Source organism: Microbacterium fluminis (assembly GCF_051549805.1).
In the GTDB taxonomy this organism is placed as follows: Bacteria; Actinomycetota; Actinomycetes; order Actinomycetales; family Microbacteriaceae; genus Microbacterium.
This window is the reverse complement of record NZ_CP196042.1, coordinates 2,848,947-2,872,602: the sequence shown is the minus strand read 5'-3', so window position 1 is coordinate 2,872,602 and position 23,656 is coordinate 2,848,947. Positions and strand designations below refer to the sequence as shown.

Here is a 23,656-nt window from a genome sequence, read left to right as displayed (position 1 = left end):
GAACGCTCTCGTCCGTCGAACGATATCGGCGGTACGAGTCGATACGCGCTGAGCAGCCGATTGACGGTGCACGTGCGCGAAGCGTCGCACGCGCCGCGCGTGCTCGAGTTGGGGTCGGTTCGGAGCGGATGGCTCCGATCGACGAGCGAACCGTACTCGTGCCGGGGTCGCTGGCGCGCGTGCAAGGTCGCTGCCGCGCTGATCGGGGTGACCAGTCACGCTCACGGTTGCCGAGGGTCGCCTGGCGCTGATCGGGGTGCCCCCTCGCGCGTGCCGGGGTCGCCCGCGCGCCGATCGGGGTGAGTGCTCGGCACTCGACTCGATGTCGTAGCTATGTTCTAAACTCTGTGACATGGACGATGGCACGATCGACGAGGGCGACATGGTCGACGCCGTGCTCGACGACGTCGATCCATCGTTGTGGGGGTCGCCCGATCCGCTTGAGCTGGTGTGCGAGGTCGCCGACATGATGGCGGTCTTCGCCGCCGATCGTCTCGTCCGCGTCGATGCCCTGCATCGCGAGGCGCTCGCCGACGCCGCCCGTCACGGCCGCGAGCTCACCGACGTGGTCGAGCGCGGCATCCGTCTCGAGCTGGCCGCCGGTCTGCGCATCAGCGAGTACGCGGCCGACCGTCTGCTGTCGCAGGCCGATGCCCTTGTGCGTCGGTACCCGCGGGTGCTCGAGGCCCTGGCGGGCGCGCGCATCACCGAGCGGCATGCGGATCTGCTGGCCGAGGCGCTCGACGGGTTCCCGCCCGAAGAGTCCGCGCTGCGCGACATCGTGCTCGAGAAGGGGCTCGCGCTGGCCGAGTCTCAGCCGGTCGGGCAGTTCCGGCGTGCGGTGCGTGTGCTGGTCGATCGGCTGCGCGCGGTCACGCTCGACCGGAGGCACGAGGAGGCGCTCTCGCGCCGGCGCGTGGTGCTCGAGCCGGCCGATGACGGGCTGGCGTGGCTCATGACCCTCATGCCGGCCGTCGAGGCGCGGGCGTCGTTCGACCGTGCCACGCGCGCGGCGAAGATTCTGATCGCCCGAGATGGGGACGATCGCACGCTCGACCAGGCGCGGGCCGATGTCATCGGCGACCTGCTCGTCGACGGGGAGGTGGCGGCGCATCCTGCCGATGCCCGAGGCATCCGCGCGACGGTCGTCGTCACGGTGCCGGCGCTGTCGCTGCTCGGCGTGGGCGGCGTCGGCGAGGGTGACGGCGGCGGCGGCGAAGTCGACGAGGGTGACAGCCGTGCAGGCGCCGGTGCGGCCACGGTACGCGCGGCGGGGATGGCCGAGGTCGAGGGTGTGGGCCCGATCCCGCTCGGCCGGGCCCGCGAGCTGTGCGGCGGAGCGAAGGACTGGATGCGGGTGCTGACCCACCCCGAGACCGGCATGGTGCTCTCCGTCGGCCGTGACCTGTATCGGCCGCCGGAGTCGCTGCGCAGGCTCGTACGGTGGAGATCCGATCGGTGCATGGCCCCGGGATGCGGGGTCCCGGCGGCACGCTGCGAACTCGACCACACCGTCGCGTGGGAGCACGGCGGGGTCACCTCGACGGCGAACCTCGCGCCGATCTGCAAAGGCCACCATCTCGTGAAACACCACGGCGGATGGTCGGTCAGTCAGGATCGGGGCGGCGGAGGAGCCTTGGTGTGGGTGTCGCCTCTCGGGCGCCGTTACGTCAGCGGACCGGAACGCAGGATGCCGGAGTTCACGCCGCAGAACTCGCCGCCCGCTCCGTTCTGAGTGTGCTCAGGCCGACAGATCGAGCAGCACGATCGGCCGGTCCGGCTTGGGGCGAGCGGTCTCGACGAATCCCGCGTTCTCGAAGACGGTGAGGACGCCGTGGTACAGCTCGTTGGCGGGGTGCGTGCCTACCCCCGTATCGACGGGATACGCCTCGATGGCGCGTGCGCCGTGATCATGGGCGAACGCCACCGCGGCATCGAGCAGTCGCGCGTTCAATCCGGTGCCGCGATGCTCTCGACGGACGACGAAGCAGGTCACGGCCCAGACCGTGTCGTCGTCGATCGGCTCCGTCGTGCTCTGCGTGATCATGCGGGTGCGGGGAAGGCGTCGCTGTGTCGGCCGGGGGCCCACCTTCACCCATCCCGCTGCCTCACCGTCGACGTAGGCGATGAGAGCAGGCGGCACCTCCTGCGCCATCTCCTCGAGCAACAGGGCTTGCCGTTCATCGCGGCTGGTCGAGTTGAACTCCGCGTTGGTGATCGACCACCACTGGCATTGGCATCCCGCGCCGTCACCGCCGCCGGAGAGGGCGTGCTCGGCGTCGTCGAAGCGGTCGGCGGTCGCGGGGGAGATGACGATGTCTGCCATGACCCGACGCTACTGCGCCCGGCCGACGCGCAGGAGCCCCGCCGCGTTCGCGGCCGCTCGGGCGACCGGCTAAGATAGTCGAGTTGCCCGCACGCGGGTGGCGACAACAGAACATCGGGATGTGGCGCAGCTTGGTAGCGCACTTGACTGGGGGTCAAGGGGTCGCAGGTTCAAATCCTGTCATCCCGACGGAACAGCCCCGGAGCCTCCACGGAGTCTCCGGGGCTTCGTCGTGCTCAGACGAGGTTGCGCACGAGCGCCTCGACGCGGCGCTTGATCTCGTCGCGGATCGGCCGCACGGCCTCGAGATCGAGGCCCGCCGGATCGTCCAGCTGCCAGTCCTCGTAACGCTTCCCCGGGAAGATCGGGCAGGCGTCGCCGCAGCCCATGGTGATCACGACGTCCGACGCGCGGACGTCGTCGACGGCGAGGATGCGCGGCTCCTGACCGGCGATCTCGATGCCCTCTTCGCGCATCGCCTCGATCGCGACGGGGTTGATCCGATCGGCGGGCTCGCTGCCCGCGCTCAGCACCTCGACGCGGTCGCCCGCGATCGAGCGCAGGTACCCCGCGGCCATCTGCGAGCGACCCGCGTTGTGGACGCAGACGAACAGCACAGTCGGCGTGGGGGAGGGATCGAGCGAGGTGTGCGACATGGTGCCTCCATCCTCGCCTACCGCCGCGTCTCGTCCGCCCCCGCACCACGTCCCCGTCCTCCGCCCCGCGTGGGCCGCTCCAAGCCCCGCCCCTTCGACTCCCGCGAGGCAGAATGTCATCATGCCCATCCTCAACAAGGACATGACGCTGTGCATCTCGCTGGCGGCCCGTCCGTCCAACCTCGGCACGCGGTTCCACAACTACCTCTACGACGAGCTGGGGCTGAACTTCATCTACAAGGCGTTCAGCACCGACGACATCGAGGCCGCGATCGGCGGCGTGCGGGCCCTCGGCATCCGGGGCTGCTCCGTCTCCATGCCGTTCAAAGAGGCCGTCATCCCGCTCGTCGACGAGATCGAGCCCTCCGCCTCCGCGATCGGATCGGTCAACACCATCGTGAACGACGCCGGGCGACTCACGGCCTCCAACACCGACTACGAGGCGATCGCGCAGCTCCTCGACGAGCACGCCCTCGACCGCGCGTCGAGCGTGCTCGTTCGCGGCTCGGGCGGTATGGCGAAGGCGGTCGTCGCCGCCTTCCGCGGTGCCGGCTTCGACGACCTCACGGTGCTCGCCCGCAACGAGACCGCCGGTCGTGCTCTGGCCGACTCCTACGGCTACGGATGGATCGCCGACGATCCCGCTCCCGGCGCCGCCATCATCGTCAACGTCACCCCCCTGGGCATGCGAGGGACGGATGCCGCGGCGCAGGCGTTCTCCGACGACGCGGTCGCCGCGGCCGACGTGGTGTTCGACGTCGTCGCCTTCCCCGCCGAGACGCCCCTCATCGCGGCCGGCCGCCGCGCCGGGAAGAAGCTCGTCACCGGGGCCGAGGTGATCGCGCTGCAGGCCGCGCGCCAGTTCGAGCGCTACACCGGCGTCGCGATCACGGCGGAGCAGGTCGCCCGAGCCTCGGCGTTCTCACGCGAGGAGTGACACGCACGCTTCCGAGGCGGCTGATCGGCGACGCACCCTGACGATCCGAGCCCCGGGCGGCTCCGGTGCGGCGGCGGCTCAGAGGTCCGCGACGCGGATGAGCACCTTGCCGACGGTGGCCCCCTCGACGGCGTCGTGCGCCGCGGCGGTCTCCTCGAGATCGAACCACGTGAGCGGCAACCCGGCTTCCTCGCCCACGGGAAGGGCGCCGTCGCCGAGGGCCGCCGTGATGTCGGCGACGGCGACGTCGAGCGCGTCCTCACCCACGGTGTAGAGCAGCACACCCTGGATGCGGACGTTCTTGGCGAAGCTCGGACGCACCGGCATCGCGAAGGTCTCGCCGCCGTCATCGGCGAAGTAGGCGATCACCGCGTGGTTCGCGGCCACCTCGGCATCGAGGGCGGCGTTCACCGCGATCGACACCTCGACGATGTGGTCGACACCCGTCGGCGCGATCTCGCTCACGCGCGCGAGGACGTCCTCGCGGCGGTAGTCGACGACGTGGTGGGCGCCGGCCGCCTGCGCGAGCGCCGCTTTCGCGTCGGAGCTGACGGTGGCGATCACCGTCGCGCCCGCCCACCGCGCGAGCTGGATCGCCGCGTGCCCCACCGCGCCTGCGCCGCCCTGCACGAGCACCGTGCGTCCTTCGAGCGCGCCGGGGAACAGGCGCGCCGGACCGTCCTCGTGCACGGTGAGCGCACGGTGGGCTGTGACCGCCGGCACGCCCAGACTCGCCGCCGTCGCGAAGTCGACGCCCTCCGGAAGCGGCACTGCGCGCGCCGCAGGAACCACCGTGTACTCCTGCGCGGTCCCGGTCGGACGGCCGTGCTGCGCGAGGTGGACCCACACCCGGTCGCCCACGGCGAGGCCGGTGACTCCGTCGCCGACGGCGTCGACGATGCCCGCGCCGTCCTGGTTCGGCACGACCTCGACGAAGGCATCACGCCGGGTGCCGCCCGATCGGGCCTTCCAGTCCGTCGGATTCACCCCGGACACCGCTACCCGCACCCGCACCTCGCCGGCGCCCGGCGCTGCGGGATCGCGCTCGACGAGCGACAGGACGGAGGAATCACCGGGTGCGGAGTAGACGATCGCCTTCATACCGCTAGCCAACCAGACCCGTCCGTCACCCATTCCGACCCGGTCACCCGACCCGGTCACCCGAACCGCCACCCGAACCGCCACCCGAACCGCCACCCCATCCGGGCACCCGATCGGGAACGATCGCGGATGATGGACGGATGCCGCACCCGCCCGTATCCCCGGGACCTCCCGGTCCGAGCGAGCCCACCCCGACGCCCGGCATCCGCTCGTTCGTCGCCGTTCAGCCGGTCCGGCTCCGTCGCATCGCTGCCGCCATCGCCCTCGCCGCGGTGGTCGCCGCGGGCCTCGTCGTGCATCGCGTGCTTCCCGGCTCGACGGGCGCCGACGTCGCCGGCGACGCGCTCTACACCGCCGCGGTGTACGCCGGCCTCGTGCTCGTCACGGCGTGCCGACCGATCGCGGCGGGCATTACCGCCGCGGCGTGGTCGGTGGCCGTCGAATTGTTCCAGGCCACCGGCATCCCCTCGGCCCTCGCCGCCGCGTTTCCGCCTATGGCGCTCGTGCTCGGCACCGCGTTCGACGCGCGCGACCTCGTGGTCTACGTGCTCGCGGCACTGGTGGCAACCGCCCTCGACACCGCGGTCCTGATCGCGCTCGGCGCCGGACACCGCCGTCAGTCCACCTCGGGCGGCCGCCCGTAGGCGACGCGTTCGAACCGCTCCACGCCGGCCGCGCACGCCGGGTCGAAGAACGGCAGCAGCTGCGCCGCCCACACCCCCGCGATCCCCGAGGCGCGATCGACCCAGTAATGCACGTTCGCCAGCCCCGCCCAGGAGAGCGTCCCCGCCCGGCGTCCGGACGGCAGATCCTCCTCGGCGACGAGGAACGAGTACGCCCACGACGTGCGCCGGCCGGGAAAGAACTCGGCGTCACGGGTGAGCGACGGGATCGCCGACGGCAGCGGGGTCACGGCGAGTCCCGGCACCCCGCGCACCGCCCACGCGATCGTGTCGGCACGCAGCACCCGTCCGCCGGGGGCGGTGCCGTCGCCGAGCCATACCCGCAGCAGCGCCAGCAGGTCCGGCACCGTGGAGAACACGCCCTGGCCGCCCATATCGAGTTCGGGGGAGTCGGGGACCGCCGCCGAAGCCGGCGCCACCGTCCCGTCCCGCGTCCGCCGGTGCACCGTGGCGAGCCGGGAACGCATCGCGGGCGACATGTCGAACGACGTCGAGGTCATCCCGCACGGTGCGCAGATCCGCTCCTGCAGCACCGCGTCGAGCCGCCGCCCCCGGACGGCTGCGACGACCCGCCCGAGCCAGTCGATCGACGTGCCGTACGTCCAGCGCTCGCCGGGGTCGTGCAGCAGCGGCGTCCGCAGCATGTCGTGCAGGGGAGTGGACGACGGATGCCGCAGCCGCTCCCGGGCGAGCTTCGCGTACCGCAGATCGAACAGGTCGTAGGCCAGCCCCGACGTGTGCAGCAGCAGCATCCGCGCCGTGATGTCGCGTGCCGGCGGCCGTGTGCGCACCGTTCCGTCGTCGCCGAGGACGTCCAGCACCTCGAGGTCGCCGATCTCGGGCAGGTACTCCCGCGCCGGCGCGTCGAGGTCGATCAGTCCCTCCTCCACGCACTGCAGGGCCGCCGTCGCGGTGAAGACCTTCGACGCCGAGTACAGCGACAGGACGGTGTCGGATGCCGCAGTCTCCGCCGCCTCGTCGGTGACCGCGCCGCGCACGCCCGCCGCGTGCAGGTAGGTGGTTTCGGTCGGGTCGGTGATCCCGGCGATCACCAGCGGCACTCCTGCGGCGACGGCGTCGTCGACGGAGCGGTCGAGCTCGTGCGTCGTGTGCTGCATCGTCCGAGCCTACGATCGCGCACACGCATCGCGGGCACGGGCCCTCGGATCTACCGCGCGGGTGCTCGCGTGGACGGGCTGCGATCCGCGCACACGCGCCGGGACGTCTGCGCGAGCCTCGGATCCGCGCAGGCGTCCCGGCACGTGATTAGCCTGGGGGCATGAACGCCGAGTTCGACGGGGTCGTCTTCCGCTGGGACGCGCGCACCGATTCCGACTGGTACTTCACGGCGCTGCCGCTCGAGCTGAGCGAGCTCATCCGCGGGATCCCGCGCCCGACGCGCGGGTTCGGCTCCGTCCGCGTACACGCCCGCGTCGGCGCGAGCGCGTGGCGCACGTCGGTCTTTCCAGGAGCCGACGGACGCTACGTGCTGCCCCTGAAGCGGGCGGTGCGCGACGCCGAGCACCTCGCCGACGGCGGATCCGTCTCGGTGGAGCTGCAGGTGCTGGACGGCTGATCGCGCATCGCGGTGCCGCTGTCAAGCACCCCGGCCCGCGGCATCCGTCCGGTTAGCCTGGGGCGCATGGCCGAGGAATCCGCCGCCGCGCACGCGGGGCCCGTCCCGCGACTGATCGCGTGGGCGCTCGCCCGCAAACCCGTACGCGCCTTCCTGCTCTACAGCGAGCACCGCGGACCCATGCTCGCCGACAGCATCACCTACCGCGCGCTGTTCAGCGTGTTCGCCGCGGTGCTGCTCGGCTTCTCGATCGCCGTCCAGTGGCTGGGCGGCAACCCGGACGCGCTGCAGGCGTTGGCGGCGGCGGTCGACCGCGTGATCCCCGGGCTCGTCGGACCGGGCGGGCTCATCGACATCACGTCGATCGAGGCGCTTCCCGGGCAGTTCGTGGCGGCGGTGATCGCGATCGTCGGTCTCGTCGGGGCCTCGATCGGCGCGATCGGATCGCTGCGGACGGCGATCCGCGCGATCGCCGACAAAGTGCACGACGACGTCTTCTTCCTATGGGTGCTGCTGCGCAACCTCGGCATCGCGATCGGGTTCGGCGGGGCGCTGGCGCTGTCGGCCGTGGTCACCTTCCTCGGCACCGCGGGCGTCGGGATTCTCGCCGGCTGGCTGGGACTGCCCGCCGACGCGCCGATCGCGACGCTCGGCGCGCAAGCCGTCGCAGTGATCGCCGTGTTCGCCCTCGATGCGGTCGCGCTCGCGGCCGTCTTCCGCGTGCTCTCGGGACTGAGGCCCTCGCCGCGCGCGCTGTGGAGCGGTGCGCTGCTGGGCGCGATCGGCCTCACCGTGCTGCAGCAGCTGTCGGGGCTCTTCGTGGGCGGTGCGACCTCAAACCCCCTGCTGGCGACGTTCGCCGCCCTCATCGCCTTGCTGCTGTGGTTCAACCTCAGCGCACAGGTCATCCTCATCGCCTCGGCCTATATCGTCACCGGCGTCGCCGAAGAGGCCGACCGGGTGCGCGAGCGGCACGGCGCCGCCACGTTCGCCCAGCGACGCGTGCGTCGCGCCGAGGAGTCCGTGCGCATCGCGACCGAGGAGCTCGCGCACGCGCGCGACGCCGAGGAGGCCGAGCGCGCGAAGGCCTGAGACCGGTCCGTGAGGCGGCGCGGCGCGGACGCGGCGGCAGGCACCGCAGCGCCCGCCTGACGGCCCGCGGTGTCGTGTTGTCCACAGGGCTCGGGGCTGGGCTCGCCCCGCGCGGCAGACTGGGGCGATGTCGTCCGGACCGGAGCTCGCGCTGACGCCGGCACTGATTCCGGTGCTCCTCGCCTATGCGTGGCTCGCGGTCGCCGGTGTCGCGCTGGCGGTGATCGACGTCCGCACCCACCGACTGCCCGATCGCATCGTGCTGCCCGGGTACGCCGTCGGCGTGGTGCTCCTCGGGCTCGCCGCGCTCCTGTCCGGTGACGTGCAGGCGTTCATGGTCGCCGTCGTCGGTGCGATCGCGCTGTTCGCGTTCTTCCTCCTCCTACGGGTGCTCAGCCGCTCGGGAATGGGCGGAGGCGACGTCAAGCTCGCCGGGGTGCTCGGTCTGTTCCTCGGGTGGATCGGCTGGACCGCCGTCCTGCTCGGCGTGTTCGCGGCCTTCTTGCTGGGCGGCCTGTACGCCGCCGCGCTCCTGGTCCTGCGGCGTGGCGGACGCCGCACGCAGGTCCCCTTCGGGCCGTGGATGCTGGCCGGTGCCTGGATCGGGATCCTCGGCGCCCTCGCGATCGACGCGGGCCGCGCCGTTCCCGCGTAGCGACGGGTAGGCCCGGCAGTCGGCGAGATCGGCCGAGGAGCGCGCGCCCTCCGCGCGCGGCGAAGACCTCAGCGGGCGAAGCGCTCGGTGAACGTGCGCAGCATCCGACTCGTGTGCTCGACCGGCGCGCGCCGCACCGCCTTCAGCGTCGTGTCGAGCTCGTGCGCGGCGAAGTAGCCGTAGTCGGCGTAGGCGTGGATGCGCGTGGTGATGCCCGCCACGTCCAGCTCGGGGTGGAACTGCGTCGCGTAGACGTTGCGGCCCACCCGGAACATCTGCACGGGGCACGTCGGCGACGAGGCGAGCAGCACGGCGTGCGGGGGGAGGGTGGTGATCGCCTCCTTGTGCCCGACGAACGCCGCGAACTCGCGAGGCATCCCCCGCAGGATCGGATCGTAGACGCCGGCGTCGCTCAGCGTGACCGGCACGACGCTGATGGGCTCGGCATACGTGCGGTCGATCACGGCGCCCTGATGCGCGCCGAGGGTCCCCACCCCGTAGCAGGCGCCGAAGAACGGCACGTCGCGCCGCACGACACGGTCCAGCAGCACGTCGAACTCCGCCTCGACACGGCGCTGCACCGGCGACTTCCGCTCGGGAGGATCCGACGCGTTGAACGGCCCGCCGCCGACGAAGATGCCCGAGACCTCGTCGAAGTCGAATCGCGGCATCGGCGATGCCTCGAGGCGGATGCGCACCAGTTCGGCGGGTGCGAGACCCGTCGCGCGCAGGAAGAGCTCGTACTCCTCGTCGGCGGGACCGTCCTCGGCCCTCGTGGCGAGGAGGACGAAGGGCTTCACGGCACTCACGATAGCCGTCGTCGAACGGGCCTTCCGTGCTACGGGCCGGTCACGAGTACGTGAACTCTCCCTGGGATCCGGGCCGTTGGACTGCACGCACCCATCCGGGTCGGTAGTTTCGTAGGGTGCCTCACGAAGAAATCGCCCCCGGATCGACCGCCGCCGCTGACGTACTCGCGCCGAACCATCCGCTCGCGCTCGCCCCGGTCGGCGCGCCGCCGACCTCGGTCGACGGGTTCGTGCGGGAGTTCCTGCACAACCTGAACTTCACCCAGGGGGTCGCGCTGTCGACCTCCAGCGCCAACGACCGCTACCTCGCGCTCGCGCTCACGGTGCGCGACTACCTGATGGCGCGCTGGCTCGAAGACCAGCGGCGTCAGACCGAGCGCCAGGACAAGGGCGTCGCGTATCTGTCCGCGGAGTACCTCCTGGGCCGTCAGCTCGACAACAACCTCCTCGCCAGCCGGCTCACCGAGGTGGCCACCGAGGCGCTCGCCGCCTGCGGCATCGACATCGACGACCTCCGTCAGCAGGAGGTCGAGCCCGGCCTCGGCAACGGGGGCCTCGGCCGCCTGGCCGCCTGCTTCATCGACTCGCTCGCGACCATGAGCGTGGCCAGCATCGGGTACGGCATCCGCTACGAGTACGGCATCTTCCGCCAGACGTTCGTCGACGGCCACCAGATCGAGCAGCCCGACGCGTGGCTCACCCTCGGCTCGCCGTGGGAGTTCCCCCACCCCGAGGCCGCGCAGACCATCTGCTTCGGCGGGCACACCGAGACCTACGACGACGACGGCGTCACCCGCTCGCGCTGGGTCCCGGCGTGGAATGTGAAGGCCGTCCCCTACAACTACATGGTCCCCGGCTATCACAACGGCCGTGTGAACACCCTGCGGCTGTGGCGCGCGGTGGCCACGAACGCGTTCGACCTGCGCATCTTCAACGCCGGCGACTACGCCGAGGCGGTGCGCGCGCAGACGTTCGCCGAGAACATCTCCAAGGTGCTCTACCCCGAGGACTCCACGCCGCAGGGCAAGGAGCTCCGCCTGCAGCAGCAGTACTTCTTCGTCGCGGCGTCCATCCAGGACTTCTTCGCCCACGTGCTGGCCGACGACTACGACCTCGCGAAGCTGCCCGATCGCATCATCTTCCAGCTCAACGACACCCACCCGGTGATCGCGGTGCCGGAGTTCATGCGCGTGCTCGTCGACGAGAAGGGCATGGACTGGGATGCCGCGTGGGCGATCACGCAGCAGTGCTTCGCGTACACCTGCCACACCCTCCTGCCCGAGGCGCTTGAGGTCTGGTCGGTCGATCTGCTCGGACGGCTGCTGCCGCGGCACCTGGAGATCATCTACCGCATCAACGACGAGTTCCTCCTCGCGGTGCGGGAGCGGTTCGGCGACGACGAGATGCGCATCCGCAACATGTCGATCGTTTCGGACTTCCCCGAGCGCTCCGTGCGCATGGCCTACCTCGCCACGGTCGCCGGCGCCAAGGTCAACGGCGTCGCGGAGCTGCACTCGCAGCTGCTGCGCGACAAGGTGCTGCCCGACTTCGACGAGTTCTACCCGGGCAAGTTCACCAACGTCACCAACGGCGTCACGCCGCGCCGCTTCATCCGCCTCGCGAACCCGCGCCTGGCCGATCTCATCACCGAGGCGCTGGGCGCCGGCTGGACGGTCGACCTGGAGCGGCTGCGGGGCCTGGAGACCTTCGCCGAGGACCCGGAGTTCCGCGCCCGGTTCGCCGAGGTCAAGGCCGCCAACAAGCGTCGGCTGGGGGAGGTGCTGCGCGAGCGCGACGGGTTCACCGTCTCGGAGGACCACATGCTCGACGTGATGGTCAAGCGCCTGCACGAGTACAAGCGGCAGATGCTGAAGGTGCTGCACATCGTCACGACGTACGAGGGGATCGTGTCGGGGCGGGTCGAGGCATCCGCGGTCCAGCCGCGCACCTTCGTCTTCGGCGCGAAAGCCGCCCCCGGCTACGCCATGGCCAAGCGCATCATCCACCTCATCAACTCCGTCGGGTCGGTCGTCAACGACGACCCGCGCGTCGAGGGCCGGCTGAAGGTACTGTTCCCGCCGAACTACAACGTCACCCTCGCCGAGAGCGTCATCCCCGCCGCCGACCTGTCCGAGCAGATCTCGCTCGCCGGCAAGGAGGCGTCCGGCACCGGCAACATGAAGTTCGCCCTCAACGGCGCGCTCACGATCGGCACGGACGACGGCGCGAACGTCGAGATCCGCCAGCTCGTCGGCGACGACGACTTCTTCCTGTTCGGCATGACCGAGCCCGAGGTCGAGGCGCTGTGGGCCAAGGGCTACCGTCCCAGCGAGGTCTACCAGCAGGACGAACAGCTGCGACGCGCGATCGATCTGATCGCCTCGGGCGCGTTCTCCGGCGGCGACCGCACGGTGTTCGAGCCGGTCGTGTCGAACCTGCTGTACGACGACCGCTTCATGGTGCTCGCCGACTACGCGTCGTACATCGAGGCGCAGCACACGGTCGACGCGGCGTACGCCGACCAGGACGCCTGGGTGCGCTCGGCGATCCTCAACGTCGCGCGCACCGGCTACTTCTCGTCCGATCGGTCGATGCGCGACTACATCGACCGCATCTGGCACACGCCGCCGTCGTACTGACGATCGTCGCAGGCGCCACGGTCTACGCTGAGGGAATGGCTATCGCACGACTGCACGGTGGACCCCTCGACGGACAGGTCATCCCGCTGGAGAGCCCGGAGCTCGACTCGCTGATCGTCCCCTACAGCGAGACCCAGGTGGTGTACGAGCGCCGCGGCGACCTCGACAACACCGGCGAGAGCGACGGACCCACCGAGGCGCAGTTCTGGTTCGTCGAGGCCGAGGACGACATCGACCCGGATCCCGACGGCCGCGACGAGTGACCGCGGGAGGCGCGTCGGCCGGCGAGCCGTCGCGTTCGGTCGAGGTCGAGCGCAAGTTCGACGTCGACCACGACACGCCCTTCCCGGAGTGGATGCCTCTTCCCGGCGTCACGACGGTCGATCCCGCCGAGCACCGCACCCTCGACGCCCGCTATTACGACACCGCGGACGTCGCACTCGCGCGGGCGGGCTATGCGCTGCGCCGCCGCACCGGTGGTCCTGACGAAGGCTGGCACGTGAAGGGACCGCTCGTGGACGGCGGCCGTGTCGAGCTGGGCTGGCCGCTCGGTGACGACGAGACCATCCCCGACGCGGTGCGCGCCGAGGTCGCGGCGGTGACGGGAGACCCCCTGACCCCGCTCGCGCGGATCGAGAACGACCGCGTCGTGCACTCCCTGCGCGACCACGCCGGCGCGCTTGTGGCCGAGGTGGTCGACGACCACGTGCGCGGCACCGACCTGCGCGCCGGTGACGTGCGGACGTGGCGCGAATGGGAGATCGAGCTCGGACCGGCCGGCCCTGTCGACCCGGCCGCACGCGAGGCGTTCTTCACGGCGGTCGGGGAGCTCGCCCTCGCCGCCGGCGCCCGGCCCGCGGCATCCGCCTCCAAGCTCGCCCGCGCCCTCGGACGCTGACCCTCCTCGCGGCGGCGGGGAAGACGAAACGCCCCGGTCCTCCGGAGAGGGTCGGGGCGTTCGACGTGAGCGGGGACGTCACATGTTGATCATGTGACCCGCGAGACCGTGGAAGGCCTCCTGCACGGCCTCCGACAGCGTCGGGTGGGTGTGCACGTTGCGGGCGCCCTCGAGCGCGGTGAGGTCCCACTTCTGCGCGAGCGTGAGCTCGGGCAGGAGCTCGGAGACGTCGGGGCCGATGAGGTGCCCGCCGAGGAGCTCCAGGTGCTCGCCGTCGGCGATGAGCTTGACGAAGCCGATGGGCTCGCCGAGGCCGTTGGCCTTGCCGTTCGCCGAGAACGGGAACTTCGCGACCTTGACGTCGTAGCCGGCGTCGCGCGCCTGCTGCTCGGTGAGACCGAACGAGGCCACCTGCGGGGAGCAGAACGTCGCCCGCGGCATCATGCGGTAGTCGCCGAGCGTCATCGTCTCGGCCTTGCCGATCGTCTCGGCCGCCACGACGCCCTGCGCCTCCGCGACGTGGGCGAGCTGGAGCTTGGCGGTGACATCGCCGATCGCGAAGATGTGCGGCACGTTGGTGCGCATGTACTCGTCGATGTCGATCGCACCGCGCTCCGTGAGCTTCACGCCGGTGGTCTCGAGGCCGAAGCCCTCCACGTTCGGGGCGAAGCCGATCGACATGAGCACCTTGTCGGCGTCGATCGACTGCGTCTCTCCGCCCGCGTTGGGCGTGTAGGTGACCGTGACGCGGTCGCCGTGATCGGTGACCGTCTCGACCTTGGTGGAGGTGAGGATGTCGACGCCGTACTTCTTGTACTGGCGGGCAATCTCCTTGGACACATCGGCGTCCTCGTTGGGGAGGGCTCGATCGAGGAACTCGATGATCGTGACCTTGACGCCGTAGTTGTTCAGGATGAACCCGAACTCCATGCCGATGGCGCCGGCGCCGACGATGACGATCGACTCCGGGAGTTCGCGGGTCATGATCTGCTCTTCGTACGTCACGACGTTCTGGCTGAGCTGCACACCCGGCAGCAGCCGCACCCGTGACCCGGTGGAGATGATCGCGTTGTCGAACGTGACCTCTTCGCTCGATCCGTCGGCCTTCGCCACCGTGAGGGCGTTCGGGCCGGTGAACGTGCCACGCCCTTCGTACTCGGTGACCTTGTTCTTCTTCATGAGGAAGTGGATGCCCTTGACGTGCGTCTCGGACACCTTGCGGCTGCGGTCCCACGCGACGCCGAAGTCGAACGTCACGTCACCGGAGATGCCGAACAGCTCGGCCTGGTCGTGGAAGACGTGGGCGAGGTCGGCGTTGCGCAGCAGAGCCTTGGAGGGGATGCACCCGACGTTCAGGCACACACCGCCCCAGTACTTCTCTTCGATGATCGCGACGGAAAGACCGAGCTGGGCGCTGCGGACGGCCGCGACGTAACCGCCGGGGCCGGCGCCGAGGATGACGACGTCGTAATGAGGCATGCCTCCAGCCTATCGTCCGGGCGGGGGCCCGGAACCGGTCGCCGAGTCGTCCGGGGCACCGTCCGCCGGCGTCGTCCCGGCGGCACCGCGGCGCGCGCGGGAGACGAGCAGATACAGGACGGCACCGCCGGCCGCGACCAGGACGACGGAGAGGATGATCCAGGGTGTGGCGGATGCCTCGGACGACGGCACGGGCGCGGGCGTCGCCGATTCGGAGTGCGCCGGCGTCGCGGCGGGGGTGGTCGCAGAGGTGACCGTGGGCGTCGGGGTGGGAGGGGGTTCGACCGGTGCGGTCGGCGCCGCGGCCACGGTGAACGCGAACTGGTCCGAGATGGGATGGCCGTCGCTGGACACCACGCGCCACAGCACGGTGACCGTGCCGCCCGGTGAGCCGAGGACGGGCGTCAGCGGCTGCGTCACCGTCGTGCCCGACACGACCGGGGCGCCGGCGACGACGGAGGCGCCCGAGGCATCCGTCACCTGCACCTGCGTCGCTCCCGGATCGGTCAGCAGGTCGCCGCTGAAGGTCAGAGTCAGCTGCGTGGGCAGCCCCGCGATCGTCGTTCCGGCGGCGGGATCGGTGGAGACGAGCGCATCGTGCGCGCTCGCCGGGGCGGCGACCACCACCGAGCCGAGGAGCAGGAGACCGGCGGCGGCCAGCGCGGCGCCGAGGCGGGGGAGGACTCGTGTGCGGTGCGGCATCCGCTCAGGCTATCGGCGGCGCCCGGCGGCCGGGGGCGATCGCGGGAGGCGGGGTCGACAGGGCCCCGGTGCAGTCAGTAGGTTCGGGTATCCGACAGGCTGGCGTGGGGCCGGGCCGAGGCCGTCATCGGCGCGGGCTCGATCGGCTAGTCTGGAAAGCGAAGGGAGATCACCGTGGAGGACAATCGCCAACCCGCTCCGGACGAGATCCGGCGTGGTGCCGACGCGGGCTCTTCCGACGGCTCGACCGACACGACGCAGACGTTCGGACACGACTCCGACCTGTCGTTCGTCCCCTTCGGCAGCGACCTCAGCGAGGCCGAGGTCGAGGCGATCGGCGCCCTTCCGTCCCGGTCTGCGCTCCTGCTGGTGCGCTCGGGTCCGACCGCCGGTGCGCGCTACCTGCTCGACACCGATGTGACGACCGTCGGGCGGCATCCCGAGGCCGACATCTTCTTCGACGACGTGACCGTGTCGCGCCGTCACGCCGAGATCACCCGCGACGCGTCGAGCTTCGAGATCGTCGACCAGCGCTCACTCAACGGCACCTACGTCAACGGGGAGCGCGTCGACCGCGCGACCCTGGTCAACGGCGCCGAGGTGCGCATCGGCAAGTTCCGTCTGAACTTCTTCGTCTCGCCCGCAGACCTCCCGCCGTCCGCGGAAGGATGATGCCGGGCGCCTCCGCCCGTGGACACTCGTCGTCCGCGGGCCTTCTCAGCATCGGGCAGGTGCTCGCGCGGCTGACCCCCGAGTTCCCAGCCCTGTCGGCCAGCAAGCTGCGTTTCCTCGAAGTGCAGGGCATCGTCTCGCCGACCCGCACCGAATCGGGCTACCGCAAGTTCAGCCCCGCCGACCTGGAGCGCCTGCGCCTGGCGCTCACCCTCCAGCGCGACCACTATCTGCCTCTTCCGGTGATCCGCGACTACCTCGCCGACGTCGATGCCGGCCGCGATCCCGCACCCCAGGCATCCGTCCCGTCGATCGTCCCGGCCCCACGCCGCTATCGACGCGACGAGCTGCTCGCGGCCGCGGGCGCGTCGCCCCAGCTGCTCAACGACGCCATCAGCACCGGCGTCCTGGGCGCCGACGCCTACACCGAGCAGTCGGTCGCGCTGCTGCGCGCCCTCGTGGCGCTCGACCGCCACGGCATCGAGCCGCGACACATCCGCCCGCTGCGTCAGAGCGCCGAGCGCGAGGTCGCCCTCATCGAGTCGGCGCTGTCGGCGCTGCTGCGGCGGACGGATGCCCCGTCCCGCGCGCGGGCCAGCGATGTCGCTCCGGAACTGGCCAAGCGTCTCGACGAGGTGCGCGCGATCTACGTGCGCACGGCGCTGGACCGGCTCCTCTCCTAGCGCGACACGCCGAAGCCCGAAGGCCGGATGTCGTTGTCCGGCCGCCCCCGCTCATCTAGCGTGGGACTACCCGAACCGATCAGGAGGATGCGCATGACCGCTCCCGAAGCGGCCGGCGAGCAGAAGTTCGCCGCCGACCTCCTCTTCACCGATGGTCTGCCCGCGATGGACGACGAAGTCGGCTACCGCGGTGCGCAGGCGGCCCGCGCCGCCGGCATCACCTATCGTCAGCTCGACTACTGGGCGCGCACCGAGCTGGTCGAGCCGACCGTGCGCGGGGCGAGCGGATCGGGTTCGCAGCGTCTCTACGGCTTCCGCGACATCCTCGTGCTGAAGCTCGTCAAGCGACTCCTCGACACGGGCATCTCGCTGCAGCAGATCCGCGTCGCCGTCGACCAGCTGCGTGCCGCGGGCATCCGCGACCTCGCCGGAACGACGCTCATGAGCGACGGTGCCTCCGTGTACCTGTGCACCTCGAACGACGAGGTCATCGACCTCGTCTCGCGCGGACAGGGCGTGTTCGGCATCGCCGTGGGCAAGGTGCTCCGCGAGGTGGAGTCGACGCTCGTCGACTTCGATGCGCAGGCGCCCGAGGCCGTCGACGAGCTCGCCGCCCGTCGCGCCGTCCGCTCCGCCTGACCGGCGTTCCGCGGAGTCGGGAGACCTGGCCCGCTCTGCGTCTGTGACGTGCGCCGCTCAGCAGCGGTTCCTGTCGGCACCCGGCCACGTCGGGCACCGCGGAGACAGCGAACGGGATGCTGCGGCATCCCGTTCGCTCGAGTCGTGAGTGCTACGCGCGGGCCTCGCCGGGGACCGGCACGCGACCGGTGCGCATGACGCGGTCCAGGAGCGCGTCGAAGTCGGCGGCCAGCTCCTGCGCGGAGTCGCCGGGCCAGATGTGCAGCGGCTTGGCCGCACCCTGCGCCTGCTGCAGCGACGTGCGCTCGGGCAGCTGCGGGGCCAGCACGAGCGGGCCGAACATGTCGCGCAGCTCCTTGATGCGGAACTGGTGCTCGATCGACTGCGGACGCACGCGGTTGACGACGATGCCGAGCGGCTGGAGACGGGGGGAGAGGCCGCGGCGGATCTCCTCGATCGCGCGCAGCGCGCGGTCTGCGGCGGCGACGGAGAACAGACCGGGCTCGGTGACGACGATGACGCGGTCGCTCGCCGCCCACGCGGTGCGCGTGAGGGCGTTCAGCGACGGCGCGCAGTCGATCAGCACGAGGTCGTAGTCGGCCTCGATCGTGGCGAGGGCCTCCTCGAGCTTCCACACGTCGCGCACGCTCGGGTGCGGACCGTCGAAGTTGATCGCCGACGGGCTGCCGATCATCACGTCGATCGTGCCGGGGTGCACCTTCGCCCACCCGCTCGAGGTGATGGCCTGGCGGACCACCTTCTCCTTGGGATTGGCGAGGACGTCGGCGACGTTGAGGCGACCGGCGACCTGGATGTCCATGCCCGTCGAGACATCGGACTGGGGGTCGAGATCGACCACGAGAGTCCGGACGCCGCGCGCGAAAGCAGCGGAGGCGAGGCCCAGGGTCACGGTCGTCTTGCCGACCCCGCCCTTGAGCGAGCTGACGGAAAGTACGTGCACGAGGCTCTACGTTACCGTCCCGTAGGCTGACAGCACACTCAGCCCCACCGTCGGGTCCCGTGGCGGTCACTCTGCGAGGTGCACATGTTCCGAAAGATCCTGGTCGCGAACCGCGGTGAGATCGCGATCCGCGCATTCCGGGCCGCGTACGAGCTCGGTGCCCGCACCGTCGCCGTCTTCCCCTACGAGGACCGCGGGTCGCTGCACCGTCAGAAGGCCGACGAGTCGTACATCATCGGCGAGCAGGGCCACCCCGTGCGCGCCTACCTCGACGTCGAGGAGATCATCCGGGTGGCCGTGGCATCCGGCGCCGACGCCATCTATCCCGGCTACGGTTTCCTCTCCGAGAACCCCGAGCTGGCCGCACGCGCTGCCGAGAACGGCATCACGTTCATCGGACCGCCCGCACGCGCGCTCGAGATGGCCGGCAACAAGGTCACCGCCAAGGAGCACGCGATCGCCGCCGGCGTGCCCGTCCTGGCGTCGACGGACGCCTCCGAGGACGTCGACGCACTCGTCGCCCAGGCGCCCGGCATCGGCTTCCCGATCTTCGTCAAGGCCGTGGCCGGAGGCGGCGGACGGGGGATGCGCCGCGTGGAGACCCCCGAGGAGCTCCCGCCCGCGATCGCCGAGGCGATGCGCGAGGCCGGCGCCGCGTTCGGCGACGCCCGCGTCTTCCTCGAGCAGGCGGTCGTGCGTCCGCGGCACATCGAGGTGCAGATCCTCGCCGACGCCACCGGGCACACCGTGCACCTGTTCGAGCGCGACTGCTCGGTGCAGCGCCGACACCAGAAGGTCATCGAGATCGCCCCGGCGCCCGACATCACCGACGAGCTGCGTGCCGCCCTGCACCGCGACGCCGTGGCGTTCGCCGAGTCGATCGGCTACGTCAACGCCGGAACCGTGGAGTTCCTCGTCGACACGGCGGGGGAGCGGGCCGGGAAGCACGTGTTCATCGAGATGAACCCGCGCATCCAGGTCGAGCACACCGTCACCGAAGAGGTGACCGACGTCGACCTGGTGCAGTCCCAGATGCGCATCGCCGCCGGCGCCACCCTCGACGACCTCGGGCTGTTCCAGGACCGGATCGTCCTGCGCGGCGCGGCGCTGCAGTGCCGCATCACGACCGAGGACCCTTCTCAGGGCTTCCGTCCCGACACCGGGCGCATCACGACCTACCGCTCGCCCGGCGGCGCCGGCATCCGCCTCGACGGCGGGACGACCGCGGCGGGCTCGCAGATCAGCCCGCACTTCGACTCGATGCTGGCCAAGCTCACCTGCCGCGGCCGCGACTTCCCCGCGGCGGTGGCGCGCGCCAAGCGCGCGCTGGCGGAGTTCCGCATCCGCGGCGTGGCCACCAACATCCCGTTCCTGCGCGCTGTGCTCGACGACCCGGCGTTCGTCGCGGGCGACCTCAGCACCGCGTTCATCGAGGAGCGGCCGAAGCTGCTCACCAGCAACCCGTCGCGCGACCGCGCCACGAAGCTGCTCAACTGGCTCGCCGACGTCACCGTGAACCAGCCGCACGGCACCAAGCCGCTGTCGGTCTCGCCGGGCAGCAAGCTGCCGGCGATCGACCTGTCCGCGCCTGCTCCCGAAGGCACCCTCGCCCGGCTGCGCGCCCTCGGCCCCGAGGGTTTCGCGACGGCCCTGCGCGCGCAGACCGCCCTCGCCGTCACCGAGACCACGTTCCGCGACGCGCACCAGTCGCTGCTGGCCACCCGCGTGCGCACCCGCGACCTCGTGCGCGTCGGCCCGCACGTGGCCCGGATGACCCCCGAGCTGCTGTCGATCGAGGCGTGGGGCGGCGCGACGTACGACGTCGCACTGCGCTTCCTCGCCGAGGACCCCTGGGAGCGTCTCTCCGCCATCCGCGAGGCGATCCCGAACATCCCCATCCAGATGCTCCTGCGCGGCCGCAACACCGTGGGCTACACCCCGCGGCCGGTCGAGGTGACTGACGCGTTCGTGCGGGAGGCGGCATCCACCGGTGTCGACATCTTCCGCATCTTCGACGCGCTCAACGACGTCGACCAGATGCGGCCGGCGATCTCGGCCGTCCGCGAGACCGGCACCGCGCTGGCTGAGGTCGCGCTCTGCTACACCGGCGACCTGCTCGACCCGGCGGAGACGCTGTACACGCTCGACTACTACCTCGGGCTGGCCGAGCAGATGGTCGGTGCCGGCGCGCACATCCTCGCGATCAAGGACATGGCGGGCCTGCTGCGCCCGGCCGCGGCGGCGAAGCTCGTCACCGCGCTGCGCGAGCGGTTCGACCTTCCGGTGCACCTGCACACGCACGACACGGCCGGCGGGCAGCTGGCGACGCTCCTGGCCGCCAGCGCGGCCGGAGTCGACGCGGTGGATGCCGCATCCGCCCCGCTGTCGGGCACCACCAGCCAGCCGTCGCTGTCGGCCCTGGTCGCCGCCCTCGCCCACACCGAGCGCGACACCGGCATCGACCTGCAGGCGGTGAGCGACCTCGAACCGTACTGGGAGGGCGTGCGCCACCTCTACCGTCCGTTCGAGTCGGGCCTGCCGGGCCCCACCGGGCGCGTCTACCACCACGAGATCCCGGGCGGGCAGCTGTCGAACCTGCGCCAGCAGGCGATCGCCCTGGGCATGGCCGACGACTTCGAGCGCATCGAGGACATGTACGCCGCCGCCGACCGCATCCTCGGGCGCATCCCCAAGGTCACGCCGTCGTCGAAGGTCGTGGGCGACCTCGCGCTCGCGCTGGTCGCGGCCAACGCCGACCCTGCGGACTTCGCCGAGAACCCGCAGAACTACGACATCCCCGACTCGGTCGTCGGCTTCATGGCGGGAGAGCTGGGCGACCTGCCCGGCGGCTGGCCGGAGCCCTTCCGCACGAAGGTCCTCGCGGGCAAGCAGATCTCGATCGACATCCCGCCGCTCACCGACGATGAGCGCACCGCGCTCGCCGGCGACGCCCCGACCCGACGCCGCGCCCTCAACCGGCTGCTCTTCCCGTCGCCGGCGAAGGAGTTCGAGCGCATGCGCGAGACGTACGGCGACCTGTCGGCGCTCGGCACGCCCGACTACCTGTACGGCCTCACGCAGGGCGACGAGCACGTCGCCGAGATCGACCCGGGCGTGCAGCTGTACGTGGGTCTCGAGGCGATCGGCGAGGCGGATGCCAAGGGCGTGCGCACCGTGATGACGATCCTCAACGGCCAGCTGCGTCCGGTGTACGTGCGCGACCGCAGCATCAAGGTCGAGACCCGTCAGACCGAGAAGGCCGACACCTCCAAGCCCGGTCAGGTCGCCGCTCCGTTCTCCGGTGTGGTCACGGTCAAGGTCGCCGAGGGCGACACGGTGAGCGCCGGGCAGGCCGTGGCATCCATCGAGGCGATGAAGATGGAGGCGGCCATCACCGCACCCGTCGACGGCGTCATCGAGCGGGTCGTACTGGCGGGAACCGGCGCGGTCGAGGCCGGAGACCTTTTGGTCGTCGTCCGCCCCGCCCAGTAGCCTGTGGACAGGCGGTTCGTCCGCCGGACCTGGTTATGGAGATTCCGCAGTGACGCCCGATCGCAAAGATGAGAACCCGGACGCCGCCGCCGACCGCGGCGTGCTGCCCGACGCGGGGCGCGTCGACACGGCGCGCTTCGACATCCTCGGCGGGCACACGGCGCAGATCCGCGTCGTGATCCCGGCCGATGCCGACGACGACCTGGCCGACGACGGGGTCGTCGACGACGCCGTCGGCTCCCGCGAGGCGGTGGAATCCGTCGCGTCCGACGATGCGGTCGACGAGCCGCTCGACGCCGTCGAGGCCGAACTCGTCGACGACGGCACGGAAGAGGTCGCGGTCGACGACGCGGGAGGAGCGGATGCCTCGTCCGACGACGAGGTGATGGCCGAGGTCGTCACCGAGACCGGCGAGATCGCGCCGCCGTCCGTGCAGGTGCCGGTCGTGCCCGCGTTCGCAGGCGGCACCGGTGACGTGGCCGCCGCGGCCGCCCCCGCGCAGCCCGTCGTGCCGGTCGCCCCTCCCGCAGCCTCCATCGCGTCCGTCGCGCCCGCAGAGCCGGCATCCGTCAGCGGGTCCATCCCCACCAGTCGCCGCGCCGCCCACCACCCGCACCCCGAGCCCGCGCAGACCGTGGAGCGGGCGCACCCGCGGGTCGAGGTCGCGCTCGCCTCCAAGCGACTGGGGGAGTTCGAACCCGACCGCGAGGCGCCGGATCTGCTCACCGCCGACCGGCTGCTCGATCCGGCGCACATCGTGCGCCCCGAGCCCGAGGGCGCGTGGCAGCACTTCTGGTACTCGATCTCGGGCAAGCGGATCAACCTCGGCGACGGGCGTCGCGCGCGCCGGCGCAAGGAGCTCGACCGCCGGATCGCCGCCCCGCTGAGCGGGAACGCCCGCTTCGTGCCCGTGCTCTCGCGCAAGGGCGGCGTCGGCAAGACCACCGTCACGACGCTCCTCGGCATGGCGCTCGCGGACGCCCGTGACGACCGCGTGATCGCGATCGACGCGAATCCCGATCGTGGCACACTGGCCGAGCGCATCGCCCGGGTCACGCACAAGACCATCCGCGATCTCGTCCGCGTGCGCGGCGAGGTGCGCGGCTACAACGACATCTCCGCGATCGTGGCGCGCGATGAGACCCGTCTCGACGTGCTGGCCTCCGATGCCGACCCGCGCGTGTCCGAGGCGCTGAACGACCGCGACTACAACGACGTCGCCTCGCTCGCCGCGCACTACTACTCGATCGTGCTCACCGACACCGGAACGGGCATCGTCGACTCCGTGATGGGGGCCGCGCTCGACGTGGCCGACGCTCTCGTGATCGTCGCCGGGCTCAGCGTCGACGAGGCGCGGCTGGCCTCCGAGACGCTGACCTGGTTGGAGACCAACGGCTACGCCGAGCAGGTCCGCGCCGCGGTCGTCGTGCTCAACAGCGCGCGCCCCGGCGCACCGCTCGTGCGCATCGACGAACTCGAAGCCCATTTCCGCACCCGCGTGCGCACCGTCGTGCGCATGCCGTACGACCCGCTCATCGCAGCCGGCAGCGCGATCACGTTCCGAGACCTGCAGCCCGAGACCCGACTGGCCGCGCGCGAGCTCGCCGCCACCGTGGTCGAGGGGCTGCGCTCGCTCGCTCCCGCCGCCTGAAGGAT

22 protein-coding genes and 1 tRNA gene are annotated in these 23,656 nt (G+C 71.3%); 15 read left to right on the top strand and 8 right to left on the bottom strand.

The window, feature by feature from the left end; translation table 11 throughout:
- Positions 1–352 precede the first annotated feature (352 nt).
- On the top strand, positions 353–1,735 hold the full coding sequence (locus ACSJDX_RS13885; protein WP_438353233.1) for a DUF222 domain-containing protein: 1,383 nt from the start codon (positions 353–355) through the stop codon (positions 1,733–1,735).
- 6 nt (positions 1,736–1,741) lie between these two features.
- Here the strand turns inward: ACSJDX_RS13885 and ACSJDX_RS13880 are convergent, their stop codons facing one another.
- Entirely contained in the window at positions 1,742–2,326 is a 585-nt protein-coding gene (locus ACSJDX_RS13880; protein ID WP_438353232.1) for a GNAT family N-acetyltransferase, read from the bottom strand.
- A 115-nt stretch (positions 2,327–2,441) separates the two neighbouring features.
- On the opposite strand from ACSJDX_RS13880, the gene ACSJDX_RS13875 reads away from it, so the two are divergent.
- Positions 2,442–2,515, top strand: a tRNA-Pro gene (locus ACSJDX_RS13875).
- 47 nt (positions 2,516–2,562) lie between these two features.
- Here ACSJDX_RS13875 and ACSJDX_RS13870 read toward each other — a convergent pair.
- Complete coding sequence (locus ACSJDX_RS13870; RefSeq protein ID WP_438353231.1) at positions 2,563–2,982, bottom strand: arsenate reductase ArsC; 420 nt, start codon at positions 2,980–2,982, stop codon at positions 2,563–2,565.
- A gap of 121 nt (positions 2,983–3,103) precedes the next feature.
- On the opposite strand from ACSJDX_RS13870, the gene ACSJDX_RS13865 reads away from it, so the two are divergent.
- On the top strand, positions 3,104–3,919 hold the full coding sequence (locus tag ACSJDX_RS13865; RefSeq protein WP_438353230.1) for a shikimate 5-dehydrogenase: 816 nt from the start codon (positions 3,104–3,106) through the stop codon (positions 3,917–3,919).
- A gap of 78 nt (positions 3,920–3,997) precedes the next feature.
- On the opposite strand, the gene ACSJDX_RS13860 is transcribed toward ACSJDX_RS13865, so the two are convergent.
- The gene (locus ACSJDX_RS13860; protein WP_438353229.1) at positions 3,998–5,020 is read right to left on the bottom strand and encodes an NADPH:quinone reductase; all 1,023 of its coding nucleotides are present in this window, start codon (positions 5,018–5,020) and stop codon (positions 3,998–4,000) included.
- A gap of 140 nt (positions 5,021–5,160) precedes the next feature.
- Here ACSJDX_RS13860 and ACSJDX_RS13855 point away from each other — a divergent pair, with 140 nt between their 5' ends.
- Positions 5,161–5,664 (top strand): DUF2809 domain-containing protein, encoded by a 504-nt coding sequence (locus tag ACSJDX_RS13855; RefSeq protein ID WP_438353228.1) that lies wholly within the window; start codon positions 5,161–5,163, stop codon positions 5,662–5,664.
- Here ACSJDX_RS13855 and ACSJDX_RS13850 read toward each other — a convergent pair.
- Positions 5,637–6,821, bottom strand: a complete 1,185-nt coding sequence (locus tag ACSJDX_RS13850; RefSeq protein WP_438353227.1) for a serine hydrolase domain-containing protein — start codon at positions 6,819–6,821, stop codon at positions 5,637–5,639. The two genes, ACSJDX_RS13855 and ACSJDX_RS13850, sit on opposite strands and share 28 nt — an antisense overlap.
- Positions 6,822–6,982: 161 nt before the next feature.
- Here ACSJDX_RS13850 and ACSJDX_RS13845 point away from each other — a divergent pair, with 161 nt between their 5' ends.
- The 3 genes from ACSJDX_RS13845 (at position 6,983) to ACSJDX_RS13835 (ending at position 9,026) form a co-directional block, all read left to right on the top strand.
- Positions 6,983–7,279, top strand: coding sequence for a DUF1905 domain-containing protein (locus tag ACSJDX_RS13845; RefSeq protein ID WP_438353226.1), 297 nt, complete (start codon positions 6,983–6,985; stop codon positions 7,277–7,279).
- A gap of 66 nt (positions 7,280–7,345) precedes the next feature.
- Positions 7,346–8,371, top strand: a complete 1,026-nt coding sequence (locus ACSJDX_RS13840) for a YihY/virulence factor BrkB family protein (protein ID WP_438353225.1) — start codon at positions 7,346–7,348, stop codon at positions 8,369–8,371.
- A 127-nt stretch (positions 8,372–8,498) separates the two neighbouring features.
- Positions 8,499–9,026, top strand: coding sequence for a prepilin peptidase (locus ACSJDX_RS13835; protein WP_438353224.1), 528 nt, complete (start codon positions 8,499–8,501; stop codon positions 9,024–9,026).
- Positions 9,027–9,094: 68 nt separating this feature from the next.
- Here the strand turns inward: ACSJDX_RS13835 and ACSJDX_RS13830 are convergent, their stop codons facing one another.
- Positions 9,095–9,826 (bottom strand): glutamine amidotransferase, encoded by a 732-nt coding sequence (locus ACSJDX_RS13830; protein WP_438353223.1) that lies wholly within the window; start codon positions 9,824–9,826, stop codon positions 9,095–9,097.
- A gap of 125 nt (positions 9,827–9,951) precedes the next feature.
- On the opposite strand from ACSJDX_RS13830, the gene ACSJDX_RS13825 reads away from it, so the two are divergent.
- Genes ACSJDX_RS13825 through ACSJDX_RS13815 form a run of 3 tightly spaced genes read left to right on the top strand, consistent with a single transcriptional unit; the run spans position 9,952 to position 13,372 of the window.
- Positions 9,952–12,474, top strand: coding sequence for a glycogen/starch/alpha-glucan phosphorylase (locus ACSJDX_RS13825; RefSeq protein ID WP_438353222.1), 2,523 nt, complete (start codon positions 9,952–9,954; stop codon positions 12,472–12,474).
- A 35-nt stretch (positions 12,475–12,509) separates the two neighbouring features.
- A complete protein-coding gene (locus ACSJDX_RS13820) occupies positions 12,510–12,737 on the top strand; it encodes a response regulator (protein ID WP_438353221.1) in 228 nt (75 codons plus the stop codon).
- The gene (locus ACSJDX_RS13815; protein ID WP_438353220.1) at positions 12,734–13,372 is read left to right on the top strand and encodes a CYTH domain-containing protein; all 639 of its coding nucleotides are present in this window, start codon (positions 12,734–12,736) and stop codon (positions 13,370–13,372) included. The genes ACSJDX_RS13820 and ACSJDX_RS13815 overlap by 4 nt, the downstream gene beginning before the upstream one ends.
- 78 nt (positions 13,373–13,450) lie before the next feature.
- On the opposite strand, the gene lpdA is transcribed toward ACSJDX_RS13815, so the two are convergent.
- Positions 13,451–14,851, bottom strand: coding sequence for a dihydrolipoyl dehydrogenase (gene lpdA, locus ACSJDX_RS13810; protein WP_438353219.1), 1,401 nt, complete (start codon positions 14,849–14,851; stop codon positions 13,451–13,453).
- 9 nt (positions 14,852–14,860) lie between these two features.
- The gene (locus ACSJDX_RS13805; RefSeq protein WP_438353218.1) at positions 14,861–15,553 is read right to left on the bottom strand and encodes a copper resistance CopC family protein; all 693 of its coding nucleotides are present in this window, start codon (positions 15,551–15,553) and stop codon (positions 14,861–14,863) included.
- Between the two features lie 174 nt (positions 15,554–15,727).
- Here ACSJDX_RS13805 and ACSJDX_RS13800 point away from each other — a divergent pair, with 174 nt between their 5' ends.
- The 3 genes from ACSJDX_RS13800 to ACSJDX_RS13790 all read left to right on the top strand — a co-directional run bounded on the left by ACSJDX_RS13800 (position 15,728) and on the right by ACSJDX_RS13790 (position 17,547).
- Positions 15,728–16,225, top strand: coding sequence for an FHA domain-containing protein (locus ACSJDX_RS13800; protein ID WP_438353217.1), 498 nt, complete (start codon positions 15,728–15,730; stop codon positions 16,223–16,225).
- The gene (gene ftsR, locus ACSJDX_RS13795) at positions 16,225–16,908 is read left to right on the top strand and encodes a transcriptional regulator FtsR (protein ID WP_438353216.1); all 684 of its coding nucleotides are present in this window, start codon (positions 16,225–16,227) and stop codon (positions 16,906–16,908) included. Before ACSJDX_RS13800 ends, ftsR begins: the two co-directional genes overlap by 1 nt.
- A 93-nt stretch (positions 16,909–17,001) precedes the next feature.
- Complete coding sequence (locus ACSJDX_RS13790; protein WP_438353215.1) at positions 17,002–17,547, top strand: MerR family transcriptional regulator; 546 nt, start codon at positions 17,002–17,004, stop codon at positions 17,545–17,547.
- A gap of 151 nt (positions 17,548–17,698) precedes the next feature.
- Here the strand turns inward: ACSJDX_RS13790 and ACSJDX_RS13785 are convergent, their stop codons facing one another.
- Positions 17,699–18,508, bottom strand: a complete 810-nt coding sequence (locus ACSJDX_RS13785; protein WP_438353214.1) for a ParA family protein — start codon at positions 18,506–18,508, stop codon at positions 17,699–17,701.
- 84 nt (positions 18,509–18,592) lie between these two features.
- Here ACSJDX_RS13785 and ACSJDX_RS13780 point away from each other — a divergent pair, with 84 nt between their 5' ends.
- Positions 18,593–22,000, top strand: a complete 3,408-nt coding sequence (locus tag ACSJDX_RS13780; RefSeq protein ID WP_438353213.1) for a pyruvate carboxylase — start codon at positions 18,593–18,595, stop codon at positions 21,998–22,000.
- 49 nt (positions 22,001–22,049) lie between these two features.
- A complete protein-coding gene (locus tag ACSJDX_RS13775; RefSeq protein ID WP_438353212.1) occupies positions 22,050–23,651 on the top strand; it encodes a MinD/ParA family ATP-binding protein in 1,602 nt (533 codons plus the stop codon).
- The last annotated feature ends 5 nt before the right edge of the window (positions 23,652–23,656 follow it).

Coding starts and splice junctions, on each gene's coding strand:
- ACSJDX_RS13885 (WP_438353233.1), top strand. CDS start 353: ATGGACGATGGCACGATCGACGAGGGCGACATGGTCGACGCCGTGCTC.
- ACSJDX_RS13880 (WP_438353232.1), bottom strand. CDS start 2,326: ATGGCAGACATCGTCATCTCCCCCGCGACCGCCGACCGCTTCGACGAC.
- ACSJDX_RS13870 (WP_438353231.1), bottom strand. CDS start 2,982: ATGTCGCACACCTCGCTCGATCCCTCCCCCACGCCGACTGTGCTGTTC.
- ACSJDX_RS13865 (WP_438353230.1), top strand. CDS start 3,104: ATGCCCATCCTCAACAAGGACATGACGCTGTGCATCTCGCTGGCGGCC.
- ACSJDX_RS13860 (WP_438353229.1), bottom strand. CDS start 5,020: ATGAAGGCGATCGTCTACTCCGCACCCGGTGATTCCTCCGTCCTGTCG.
- ACSJDX_RS13855 (WP_438353228.1), top strand. CDS start 5,161: ATGCCGCACCCGCCCGTATCCCCGGGACCTCCCGGTCCGAGCGAGCCC.
- ACSJDX_RS13850 (WP_438353227.1), bottom strand. CDS start 6,821: ATGCAGCACACGACGCACGAGCTCGACCGCTCCGTCGACGACGCCGTC.
- ACSJDX_RS13845 (WP_438353226.1), top strand. CDS start 6,983: ATGAACGCCGAGTTCGACGGGGTCGTCTTCCGCTGGGACGCGCGCACC.
- ACSJDX_RS13840 (WP_438353225.1), top strand. CDS start 7,346: ATGGCCGAGGAATCCGCCGCCGCGCACGCGGGGCCCGTCCCGCGACTG.
- ACSJDX_RS13835 (WP_438353224.1), top strand. CDS start 8,499: ATGTCGTCCGGACCGGAGCTCGCGCTGACGCCGGCACTGATTCCGGTG.
- ACSJDX_RS13820 (WP_438353221.1), top strand. CDS start 12,510: ATGGCTATCGCACGACTGCACGGTGGACCCCTCGACGGACAGGTCATC.
- lpdA (WP_438353219.1), bottom strand. CDS start 14,851: ATGCCTCATTACGACGTCGTCATCCTCGGCGCCGGCCCCGGCGGTTAC.
- ACSJDX_RS13805 (WP_438353218.1), bottom strand. CDS start 15,553: ATGCCGCACCGCACACGAGTCCTCCCCCGCCTCGGCGCCGCGCTGGCC.
- ftsR (WP_438353216.1), top strand. CDS start 16,225: ATGCCGGGCGCCTCCGCCCGTGGACACTCGTCGTCCGCGGGCCTTCTC.
- ACSJDX_RS13790 (WP_438353215.1), top strand. CDS start 17,002: ATGACCGCTCCCGAAGCGGCCGGCGAGCAGAAGTTCGCCGCCGACCTC.
- ACSJDX_RS13780 (WP_438353213.1), top strand. CDS start 18,593: ATGTTCCGAAAGATCCTGGTCGCGAACCGCGGTGAGATCGCGATCCGC.